General features: G+C 50.0%; 16 protein-coding genes. 14 read left to right on the forward strand and 2 right to left on the reverse strand.

The annotated features are described in order from the left end of the window. The 14 genes from rplR to GUC22_RS02235 all read left to right on the forward strand — a co-directional run bounded on the left by rplR (nt 1) and on the right by GUC22_RS02235 (nt 7208). A complete protein-coding gene (gene rplR / locus GUC22_RS02170; RefSeq protein ID WP_000358960.1) occupies nt 1-354 on the forward strand; it encodes a 50S ribosomal protein L18 in 354 nt (117 codons plus the stop codon). Between the two features lie 14 nt (nt 355-368). Further along, entirely contained in the window at nt 369-872 is a 504-nt protein-coding gene (rpsE, locus tag GUC22_RS02175) for a 30S ribosomal protein S5 (protein ID WP_004106339.1), read from the forward strand. A gap of 3 nt (nt 873-875) precedes the next feature. Continuing rightward, a complete protein-coding gene (gene rpmD, locus GUC22_RS02180; RefSeq protein ID WP_001140434.1) occupies nt 876-1055 on the forward strand; it encodes a 50S ribosomal protein L30 in 180 nt (59 codons plus the stop codon). Between the two features lie 3 nt (nt 1056-1058). Then, nucleotides 1059-1493 carry a 50S ribosomal protein L15 gene (rplO, locus tag GUC22_RS02185; protein ID WP_004106336.1) on the forward strand — a complete coding sequence of 145 codons (435 nt, stop codon included), beginning with the start codon at nt 1059-1061 and terminating at the stop codon, nt 1491-1493. A 7-nt stretch (nt 1494-1500) separates the two neighbouring features. Continuing rightward, nucleotides 1501-2832: a preprotein translocase subunit SecY gene (secY, locus tag GUC22_RS02190; RefSeq protein WP_004106334.1), complete on the forward strand. Its 1332-nt coding sequence runs from the start codon at nt 1501-1503 to the stop codon at nt 2830-2832. A 31-nt stretch (nt 2833-2863) separates the two neighbouring features. Beyond that, the gene (gene rpmJ, locus GUC22_RS02195; RefSeq protein ID WP_000868187.1) at nt 2864-2980 is read left to right on the forward strand and encodes a 50S ribosomal protein L36; all 117 of its coding nucleotides are present in this window, start codon (nt 2864-2866) and stop codon (nt 2978-2980) included. 146 nt (nt 2981-3126) lie between these two features. Next, nucleotides 3127-3483, forward strand: coding sequence for a 30S ribosomal protein S13 (rpsM, locus tag GUC22_RS02200; protein WP_004106333.1), 357 nt, complete (start codon nt 3127-3129; stop codon nt 3481-3483). Between the two features lie 16 nt (nt 3484-3499). Continuing rightward, nucleotides 3500-3889: a 30S ribosomal protein S11 gene (gene rpsK, locus GUC22_RS02205; RefSeq protein ID WP_004138423.1), complete on the forward strand. Its 390-nt coding sequence runs from the start codon at nt 3500-3502 to the stop codon at nt 3887-3889. 33 nt (nt 3890-3922) lie between these two features. Further along, nucleotides 3923-4543 (forward strand): 30S ribosomal protein S4, encoded by a 621-nt coding sequence (rpsD, locus tag GUC22_RS02210; protein ID WP_004125897.1) that lies wholly within the window; start codon nt 3923-3925, stop codon nt 4541-4543. A 25-nt stretch (nt 4544-4568) separates the two neighbouring features. Further along, nucleotides 4569-5558 carry a DNA-directed RNA polymerase subunit alpha gene (locus GUC22_RS02215; RefSeq protein ID WP_002919219.1) on the forward strand — a complete coding sequence of 330 codons (990 nt, stop codon included), beginning with the start codon at nt 4569-4571 and terminating at the stop codon, nt 5556-5558. A gap of 40 nt (nt 5559-5598) precedes the next feature. After that, nucleotides 5599-5985: a 50S ribosomal protein L17 gene (gene rplQ, locus GUC22_RS02220; protein ID WP_001216372.1), complete on the forward strand. Its 387-nt coding sequence runs from the start codon at nt 5599-5601 to the stop codon at nt 5983-5985. Nucleotides 5986-6092: 107 nt separating this feature from the next. Continuing rightward, nucleotides 6093-6461 (forward strand): DUF1992 domain-containing protein, encoded by a 369-nt coding sequence (locus GUC22_RS02225; RefSeq protein ID WP_004138424.1) that lies wholly within the window; start codon nt 6093-6095, stop codon nt 6459-6461. Between the two features lie 2 nt (nt 6462-6463). Next, entirely contained in the window at nt 6464-6889 is a 426-nt protein-coding gene (zntR, locus tag GUC22_RS02230) for a Zn(2+)-responsive transcriptional regulator (RefSeq protein ID WP_004125893.1), read from the forward strand. A gap of 58 nt (nt 6890-6947) precedes the next feature. Beyond that, nucleotides 6948-7208 carry an alternative ribosome-rescue factor A gene (locus GUC22_RS02235; RefSeq protein WP_160183332.1) on the forward strand — a complete coding sequence of 87 codons (261 nt, stop codon included), beginning with the start codon at nt 6948-6950 and terminating at the stop codon, nt 7206-7208. On the opposite strand, the gene mscL is transcribed toward GUC22_RS02235, so the two are convergent. Together mscL and trkA are read right to left on the reverse strand one after the other, a co-directional pair. Next, nucleotides 7162-7575 carry a large-conductance mechanosensitive channel protein MscL gene (mscL, locus tag GUC22_RS02240; RefSeq protein ID WP_004138427.1) on the reverse strand — a complete coding sequence of 138 codons (414 nt, stop codon included), beginning with the start codon at nt 7573-7575 and terminating at the stop codon, nt 7162-7164. The genes GUC22_RS02235 and mscL overlap by 47 nt on opposite strands. A gap of 140 nt (nt 7576-7715) precedes the next feature. Beyond that, a complete protein-coding gene (gene trkA / locus GUC22_RS02245) occupies nt 7716-9092 on the reverse strand; it encodes a Trk system potassium transporter TrkA (protein WP_004125888.1) in 1377 nt (458 codons plus the stop codon). Nucleotides 9093-9104 lie beyond the last annotated feature (12 nt).

Here is a 9104-nt window from a genome sequence, read left to right on the forward strand (position 1 = left end):
ATGGATAAGAAATCTGCTCGTATCCGTCGTGCGACCCGCGCACGCCGCAAGCTCCAGGAGCTGGGTGCAACTCGCCTGGTGGTACATCGTACCCCGCGTCATATTTACGCACAGGTAATTGCACCGAACGGTTCTGAAGTTCTGGTAGCTGCTTCTACTGTAGAAAAAGCTATCGCTGAACAACTGAAGTACACCGGTAACAAAGACGCGGCAGCAGCTGTGGGTAAAGCTGTTGCTGAACGCGCTCTGGAAAAAGGCATCAAAGATGTTTCCTTTGACCGTTCCGGGTTCCAATATCATGGTCGTGTCCAGGCACTGGCAGATGCTGCCCGTGAAGCTGGCCTTCAGTTCTAAGGTAGAGGTGTAAGATGGCTCACATCGAAAAACAAGCTGGCGAACTGCAGGAAAAGCTGATCGCGGTTAACCGCGTATCTAAAACCGTTAAAGGTGGTCGTATTTTCTCCTTCACAGCTCTGACTGTAGTTGGTGACGGTAACGGTCGCGTTGGTTTTGGTTACGGTAAAGCGCGTGAAGTTCCAGCAGCGATCCAGAAAGCGATGGAAAAAGCCCGTCGCAATATGATTAATGTCGCGCTGAACCACGGCACCCTGCAACACCCGGTTAAAGGTGTTCACACGGGTTCTCGTGTATTCATGCAGCCAGCTTCCGAAGGTACCGGTATCATTGCCGGTGGTGCAATGCGCGCCGTTCTGGAAGTTGCTGGAGTTCATAACGTTCTGGCCAAAGCATATGGTTCCACCAACCCGATCAACGTGGTTCGTGCAACTATTGATGGCCTGGAAAATATGAATTCTCCAGAAATGGTCGCTGCCAAGCGTGGTAAATCCGTTGAAGAAATTCTGGGGAAATAAACCATGGCAAAGACTATTAAAATTACTCAAACCCGCAGTGCAATCGGTCGTTTGCCGAAACACAAGGCAACGCTGCTTGGCCTGGGTCTGCGTCGTATTGGTCACACCGTAGAGCGCGAGGATACTCCTGCTGTTCGTGGTATGGTCAACGCGGTTTCCTTCATGGTTAAAGTTGAGGAGTAAGAGATGCGTTTAAATACTCTGTCTCCGGCCGAAGGCTCCAAAAAGGCGGGTAAACGCCTGGGTCGTGGTATCGGTTCTGGCCTCGGTAAAACCGGTGGTCGTGGTCACAAAGGTCAGAACTCTCGTTCTGGCGGTGGCGTACGTCGCGGTTTCGAAGGTGGTCAGATGCCTCTGTACCGTCGTCTGCCGAAATTCGGCTTCACTTCTCGTAAAGCGATGATCACGGCAGAAGTTCGTCTGTCTGATCTGGCTCACGTAGAAGGCGATGTTATCGACCTGAACACGCTGAAAGCGGCTAACATTATCGGTATCCAGATCGAATTCGCGAAAGTGATCCTGTCTGGTGAAGTATCTCGTCCGGTAACTGTTCGTGGCCTGCGCGTGACTAAAGGTGCTCGTGCTGCTATCGAAGCTGCTGGCGGTAAAATTGAGGAATAAGTAGCAGATGGCTAAGCAACCGGGATTAGATTTTCAAAGTGCCAAAGGTGGGATTGGCGAACTGAAGCGCAGACTGTTGTTTGTAATCGGTGCGTTGATTGTGTTCCGTATTGGCTCTTTTATTCCGATCCCTGGTATTGATGCCGCTGTACTTGCCAAACTGCTTGAGCAACAGCGAGGCACCATCATTGAAATGTTCAACATGTTCTCTGGTGGTGCTCTCAGCCGTGCTTCTATCTTTGCGTTGGGTATCATGCCGTATATTTCGGCATCGATCATTGTCCAGCTGTTGACGGTTGTTTATCAGCCGTTAGCAGAGCTGAAGAAAGAAGGGGAGTCTGGTCGTCGTAAGATCAGCCAGTACACCCGCTACGGTACTCTGGTGCTGGCGATATTCCAGTCGATCGGTATTGCTACCGGTCTGCCGAATATGCCTGGTATGCAGGGCCTGGTGATTAATCCAGGCTTTGCATTCTATTTCACCGCTGTTGTTAGTCTGGTTTCAGGAACAATGTTCCTGATGTGGCTCGGCGAACAGATTACTGAACGTGGTATCGGAAACGGTATCTCGATCATTATCTTTGCCGGTATCGTTGCGGGTCTCCCGCCAGCCATCGCCCATACTATCGAGCAAGCGCGTCAAGGCGACCTGCACTTCCTCCTGTTGCTGTTGGTTGCAGTATTAGTATTTGCAGTGACCTTCTTTGTTGTCTTTGTTGAGCGTGGCCAACGCCGCATTGTGGTAAACTACGCTAAGCGTCAACAGGGTCGTCGTGTCTATGCTGCACAGAGCACACATTTACCGCTGAAAGTGAATATGGCAGGGGTCATCCCGGCAATCTTCGCTTCCAGTATTATTCTGTTCCCGGCAACCATTACATCATGGTTCGGGGGCGGTACTGGTTGGAACTGGCTGACAACAATTTCGCTGTATTTGCAGCCTGGGCAACCGCTTTATGTGTTACTCTATGCGTCTGCAATCATCTTCTTCTGTTTCTTCTATACGGCGTTGGTTTTCAACCCGCGTGAAACAGCAGATAACCTGAAGAAGTCCGGTGCATTTGTACCAGGAATTCGTCCGGGAGAGCAAACGGCGAAGTATATCGATAAAGTAATGACTCGCCTGACTTTGGTCGGTGCGTTATACATCACTTTTATCTGCCTGATCCCGGAGTTCATGCGTGATGCAATGAAAGTACCGTTCTACTTCGGTGGGACCTCACTGCTTATCGTTGTTGTCGTGATTATGGACTTTATGGCTCAAGTGCAAACTCTGATGATGTCGAGTCAGTACGAGTCTGCATTGAAGAAGGCGAACCTGAAAGGCTACGGCCGCTAACAGGTCGCTCGAGAAGTTACGGAGAGTAAAAATGAAAGTTCGTGCTTCCGTCAAGAAATTATGCCGTAACTGCAAAATCGTTAAGCGTGATGGCGTCATCCGCGTGATTTGCAGTGCCGAGCCGAAGCATAAACAGCGCCAAGGCTGATTTATTCGCATATTTTTCTTGCAAAGTTGGGTTGAGCTGGCTAGATTAGCCAGCCAATCTTTTGTATGTCTGTACGTTTCCATTTGAGTATCCTGAAAACGGGCTTTTCAGCATGGTGCGTACATATTAAATAGTAGGAGTGCATAGTGGCCCGTATAGCAGGCATTAACATTCCTGATCACAAACATACCGTAATCGCATTAACTGCCATTTTCGGTATCGGCAAGACCCGCTCTAAAGCCATCTGTGCTGACACGGGTATCGCTGAAAATGTTAAGATCAGTGAGCTGTCTGAAGAACAAATTGAATCCCTGCGTGAAGCGGTTGGTAAATTTGTCGTTGAAGGTGATCTGCGCCGTGAAATCACCCTGAGCATCAAGCGTCTGATGGACCTTGGTTGCTATCGTGGTTTACGCCATCGTCGTGGTCTTCCGGTTCGCGGTCAGCGTACTAAGACCAACGCACGTACCCGTAAGGGTCCGCGTAAACCGATCAAGAAATAGTCGGGGTGATTGAATAATGGCAAAGGCACCAGTTCGTGCACGTAAGCGTGTAAGAAAACAAGTCTCTGATGGCGTGGCTCATGTCCATGCTTCTTTTAACAACACCATCGTTACCATTACCGATCGTCAGGGTAACGCGCTGGGTTGGGCAACAGCCGGTGGTTCCGGTTTCCGTGGTTCTCGCAAATCCACTCCGTTTGCAGCTCAGGTTGCAGCAGAGCGTTGCGCTGAAGCCGTAAAAGAATACGGCATCAAGAATCTGGAAGTTATGGTCAAAGGTCCGGGTCCAGGTCGCGAATCTACTATTCGTGCACTGAACGCCGCTGGTTTCCGCATCACGAATATTACTGATGTGACTCCGATCCCTCATAACGGTTGTCGTCCGCCGAAAAAACGTCGCGTATAACGCGTTCGTTTCTAGGATTGTTGGAGAAAGAAAATGGCAAGATATTTGGGTCCTAAGCTCAAGCTGAGCCGTCGTGAGGGCACAGACCTGTTCCTTAAGTCTGGCGTTCGCGCGATCGATACCAAGTGTAAAATTGAACAAGCTCCTGGCCAGCACGGTGCGCGTAAACCGCGTCTGTCTGACTATGGTGTGCAGTTGCGTGAAAAGCAAAAAGTTCGCCGTATGTACGGTGTGCTGGAGCGTCAGTTCCGTAACTACTATAAAGAAGCAGCGCGTCTGAAAGGCAACACCGGTGAAAACCTGTTGACTCTGCTGGAAGGTCGTCTGGACAACGTTGTATACCGTATGGGCTTCGGCGCGACTCGTGCTGAATCACGTCAGCTGGTTAGCCACAAAGCTATCATGGTAAACGGTCGTGTTGTTAACATCGCTTCTTATCAGGTTAAAGCGAATGACGTTGTCAGCATTCGTGAGAAAGCGAAAAAGCAATCTCGCGTGAAAGCCGCTCTGGAGCTGGCTGAGCAGCGTGAAAAGCCAACCTGGCTGGAAGTTGATGCTGGCAAGATGGAAGGTACGTTCAAGCGTCAGCCGGAACGTTCTGATCTGTCTGCGGACATTAACGAACACCTGATCGTCGAGCTTTACTCCAAGTAAAGCTTAGTACCAAAGAGAGGACACAATGCAGGGTTCTGTGACAGAGTTTCTAAAACCGCGCCTGGTCGATATCGAGCAAGTGAGTTCGACGCACGCCAAGGTGACCCTTGAACCTTTAGAGCGTGGCTTTGGCCATACTCTGGGTAACGCACTGCGCCGTATTCTGCTCTCATCGATGCCGGGTTGCGCGGTGACCGAGGTTGAGATTGATGGTGTACTTCATGAGTACAGCACCAAAGAAGGCGTTCAGGAAGATATCCTTGAAATCCTGCTCAACCTGAAAGGGCTGGCGGTGAGAGTTCAGGGTAAAGATGAAGTTATCCTTACTTTGAACAAATCTGGCATTGGCCCTGTGACCGCAGCCGACATTACCCATGACGGTGATGTCGAAATCGTCAAGCCGCAACATGTGATCTGCCACCTGACCGATGAGAACGCAGCTATTAGCATGCGTATCAAAGTTCAGCGCGGTCGCGGTTATGTGCCGGCTTCTGCCCGAATTCATTCGGAAGAAGATGAGCGCCCAATCGGCCGTCTGCTGGTCGACGCATGCTACAGCCCGGTAGAGCGTATTGCCTACAATGTTGAAGCAGCGCGTGTAGAACAGCGTACCGACCTGGACAAGCTGGTCATCGAAATGGAAACCAACGGAACAATCGATCCTGAAGAGGCGATTCGTCGTGCGGCAACCATCCTGGCAGAACAACTGGAAGCTTTCGTTGATTTACGTGATGTACGTCAGCCGGAAGTGAAAGAAGAGAAACCAGAATTCGATCCGATCCTGCTGCGCCCTGTTGACGATCTCGAATTGACTGTCCGCTCTGCTAACTGCCTTAAGGCAGAAGCTATCCACTATATCGGTGATCTGGTACAGCGTACCGAGGTTGAGTTGCTGAAAACGCCGAACCTGGGTAAAAAATCTCTTACCGAGATTAAAGACGTGCTGGCTTCACGTGGTCTGTCTCTGGGCATGCGCCTGGAAAACTGGCCACCGGCAAGCATTGCTGACGAGTAACCGGATCACAGGTTAAGGTTTTACTGAGAAGGATAAGGTCATGCGCCATCGTAAGAGTGGTCGTCAACTGAACCGCAACAGCAGCCATCGCCAGGCTATGTTCCGTAACATGGCTGGTTCGCTGGTTCGTCATGAAATCATCAAGACGACCCTGCCGAAAGCGAAAGAACTGCGTCGCGTAGTTGAGCCGCTGATTACTCTTGCCAAGACTGATAGCGTTGCTAATCGTCGTCTGGCATTCGCCCGCACTCGTGATAACGAGATCGTGGCAAAACTGTTTAACGAGCTGGGCCCGCGTTTCGCGAGCCGCGCCGGTGGTTACACTCGTATTCTGAAGTGTGGCTTCCGTGCAGGCGACAACGCGCCGATGGCATACATCGAGCTGGTTGATCGCTCTGAATCGAAAGCAGAAGCTGCTGCAGAGTAATCTGTAGTAACGTAAAAAAACCCGCTCCGGCGGGTTTTTTTATATCCACCCTATTCCTGCTTGTTTACAATATCTGCATTATTTTTGTTCATCGCCGGAGCCTTATGATGTGGTTACTGGATCAGTGGGCAGAGCGCCATATTCTTGATGCACAGCGCAAAGGTGAGTTAGATAATCTTCCGGGAAGTGGGGAACCTCTTTCTCTGGATGACGACTCGCATGTGCCAGCTGAGCTGCGCGCAGGTTACCGATTACTCAAAAATGCAGGTTGTTTACCTCCCGAACTCGAACATCGTAAAGAAGCGGTAATGCTCACTGACCTACTGAAAGGTGTACAGGAGAGCGATCCGCGCTATGCGGAACTGAGCCGTCGTTTGGCGCTACTCGAGTTAAAGCTGCGACAGGCGGGCCTGAACACGGACTTCCTGCGTGGAGATTACGCTGATAAGTTGCTACATAAAATTAATGAGGAGTAATCATGTACCGTATTGGTGAACTGGCAAAATTGGCTGACGTTACTCCCGACACCATCCGCTACTACGAAAAGCAGCAGATGATGGATCACAATGTGCGTACGGAAGGTGGATTTCGCCTCTATACGGACAACGACTTACAGAGGCTGCGTTTTATTCGCTATGCCAGACAGCTCGGTTTCACGCTAGAATCGATCCGCGAACTTCTCTCGATCCGCATCGATCCAGAGCATCACACCTGCCAGGAATCTAAAGGTATTGTGCAGGCCCGTTTGAGCGAAGTGGAATCCCGGATTAAAGAGCTACAAACCATGCGTCGCTCTTTGCAGCGCCTCAATGATGCTTGCTGCGGCACAGCGCACAGCAGCGTCTATTGTTCAATTCTTGAAGCGCTTGAGCAGGGGGCCAGCAACCAAAATACAGCACGTTGATTTTTGCATCAGTCGCGTCTACACTCAGGCCGATTTCTTTTACTAATCTGGAGAGTTTATGAGCCGCTATCAGCATACGAAAGGGCAAATGAAAGATAACGCCATTGAGGCATTACTTCATGACCCATTATTCAGGCAGAGAGTTGAGAAGAACAGGAAAGGGAAAGGCAGCTACCAAAGAAAAGAAAAACATGCAGGACGGAATGGTCGGGAGGCCAGTGGCAAGAAAGTAATTAACTTTCTTACCACTGGCCTTCTGCTTTTGACGCTTCTTAAGAACGATTGTTTTGTTCTTTCAACAGGTCACGAATTTCGCTAAGCAGGACTTCTTCTTTGGTCGGGGCCGGTGGTGCTGCCGGGGTTTCTTCTTTTTTTCTGTTCAATTTATTCATCAGTTTGATTGCCATAAAAATGGCAAACGCCACGATAATAAAATCGAAGACGTTCTGGATGAATACGCCATAATGCATTACGACCGCTGGGATGTCTCCCTGGGCGTCCCGTAGCGTGACAGCAAACTGTTTAAAGTCGATTCCGCCAATGAGTAAACCTAGCGGTGGCATAATAATATCGGCAACTAACGACGATACGATTTTACCAAAGGCTGCACCAATGATGACACCGACTGCCAAATCAACCACGTTCCCGCGCATCGCAAATTCGCGAAATTCTTTTAAAAAACTCATTTTATTCTCCTTGAGCCAGCTAACACTGATAAGTTTAACAAATGTATTCCTATTTTCCATTACTGGGGAATAATTGCAGAAAAATATTATCCTTTGATATATAAGGGATAAAAGAAAGGCGTCTCGTCGACGCCTGCGAACTACAGGAAGAAAGGACTTGGCTGGAATAGTCTCTCAACATCAGAGATGAATTTTTTGTCCGTCAGGAACATAACGACATGATCCCCTTGCTCAATACGCAGATTATTATTCGCGATCATGACATCATTACCGCGTACTACTGCGCCAATAATTGTTCCGGGGGGAAGCTTAATCTCATCGATAGCGCGACCAACGACCCGCGAAGTGCTTTCATCTCCGTGCGCTACAGCTTCAATGGCCTCCGCGACACCGCGGCGCAGAGAGGAAACGCCGACAATATCAGCTTTCCGCACATGGCTGAGCAGAGCTGAAATAGTTGCCTGCTGCGGTGATATTGCAATGTCGATCACGCTCCCCTGAACAAGATCAACGTAGGCGCGGCGTTGGATCAGTACCATCACTTTTTTGGCGCCCATGCGTTTTGCGAGCATGGCAGACATAATATTGGCTTCATCATCGTTGGTGACGGCAATGAAAAGATCGACCTGATCGATATGTTCTTCCGCCAGCAATTCTTGATCTGATGCATCACCGTAAAAGACAATTGTATTTTGCAGCTTTTCTGCGAGCTCTGCGGCACGCTGTTGATTACGTTCAATAAGCTTGACGCTGTAATCTTTCTCCAGCTTATGGGCGAGTCCGGCCCCGATGTTTCCCCCGCCAACCAGCATGATGCGCTTGTACGGTTTTTCAAGGCGCTGAAGTTCGCTCATCACTGCACGGATATGCTGTGATGCGGCGATGAAAAACACCTCATCACCGGCCTCTACGATTGTTGATCCTTGTGGCCTGATAGGACGATCGTGGCGGAAAATAGCCGCTACGCGTGTATCAATATGCGGCATATGCTCACGCATAGTTGAAAGCGCGTTTCCCACCAAAGGGCCGCCATAATAAGCTTTAACGACTGCAAGGCTGACTTTTCCTTCAGCAAAATTAACCACCTGCAGCGCGCCTGGGTACTCGATCAGACGGTGAATACTGTCAATTACCAACTGCTCTGGAGCGATGAGGTGGTCAATAGGAACCGCTTCTGAATGGAAAAGTTTATCGGCATCGCGTACATAATCCGGGGAACGGATGCGGGCAATACGATTTGGTGTATTAAACAGCGAATAGGCGACCTGGCAGGCCACCATGTTCGTTTCATCTGAGCTGGTCACTGCAACCAACATGTCGGCATCATCCGCACCGGCCTCGCGCAGCACGCGCGGGTGCGAGCCGTGGCCCTGAACCACTCTGAGATCAAATTTGTCCTGAAGACTGCGAAGGCGGTCGCCATTCGTGTCTACCAGCGTAATATCGTTGTTCTCACCGACAAGGTTTTCTGCCAGAGTTCCGCCGACCTGCCCTGCGCCCAATATGATAATTTTCATCAGTCGCGACTC

This window comes from Klebsiella sp. MPUS7, from assembly GCF_009905335.1.
Taxonomy (GTDB): Bacteria; Pseudomonadota; Gammaproteobacteria; order Enterobacterales; family Enterobacteriaceae; genus Klebsiella; species Klebsiella grimontii.

Excerpts from the sequence above, each read along its gene's own strand:
- rpsE (WP_004106339.1), top strand. The coding sequence starts at position 369 with ATGGCTCACATCGAAAAACAAGCTGGCGAACTGCAGGAAAAGCTGATC.
- rpsD (WP_004125897.1), top strand. The coding sequence starts at position 3,923 with ATGGCAAGATATTTGGGTCCTAAGCTCAAGCTGAGCCGTCGTGAGGGC.
- trkA (WP_004125888.1), bottom strand. The coding sequence starts at position 9,092 with ATGAAAATTATCATATTGGGCGCAGGGCAGGTCGGCGGAACTCTGGCA.
- rplQ (WP_001216372.1), top strand. The coding sequence starts at position 5,599 with ATGCGCCATCGTAAGAGTGGTCGTCAACTGAACCGCAACAGCAGCCAT.
- rplR (WP_000358960.1), top strand. The coding sequence starts at position 1 with ATGGATAAGAAATCTGCTCGTATCCGTCGTGCGACCCGCGCACGCCGC.
- zntR (WP_004125893.1), top strand. The coding sequence starts at position 6,464 with ATGTACCGTATTGGTGAACTGGCAAAATTGGCTGACGTTACTCCCGAC.
- GUC22_RS02225 (WP_004138424.1), top strand. The coding sequence starts at position 6,093 with ATGTGGTTACTGGATCAGTGGGCAGAGCGCCATATTCTTGATGCACAG.
- GUC22_RS02215 (WP_002919219.1), top strand. The coding sequence starts at position 4,569 with ATGCAGGGTTCTGTGACAGAGTTTCTAAAACCGCGCCTGGTCGATATC.
- GUC22_RS02235 (WP_160183332.1), top strand. The coding sequence starts at position 6,948 with ATGAGCCGCTATCAGCATACGAAAGGGCAAATGAAAGATAACGCCATT.
- mscL (WP_004138427.1), bottom strand. The coding sequence starts at position 7,575 with ATGAGTTTTTTAAAAGAATTTCGCGAATTTGCGATGCGCGGGAACGTG.
- secY (WP_004106334.1), top strand. The coding sequence starts at position 1,501 with ATGGCTAAGCAACCGGGATTAGATTTTCAAAGTGCCAAAGGTGGGATT.
- rpmJ (WP_000868187.1), top strand. The coding sequence starts at position 2,864 with ATGAAAGTTCGTGCTTCCGTCAAGAAATTATGCCGTAACTGCAAAATC.
- rpmD (WP_001140434.1), top strand. The coding sequence starts at position 876 with ATGGCAAAGACTATTAAAATTACTCAAACCCGCAGTGCAATCGGTCGT.
- rpsK (WP_004138423.1), top strand. The coding sequence starts at position 3,500 with ATGGCAAAGGCACCAGTTCGTGCACGTAAGCGTGTAAGAAAACAAGTC.
- rplO (WP_004106336.1), top strand. The coding sequence starts at position 1,059 with ATGCGTTTAAATACTCTGTCTCCGGCCGAAGGCTCCAAAAAGGCGGGT.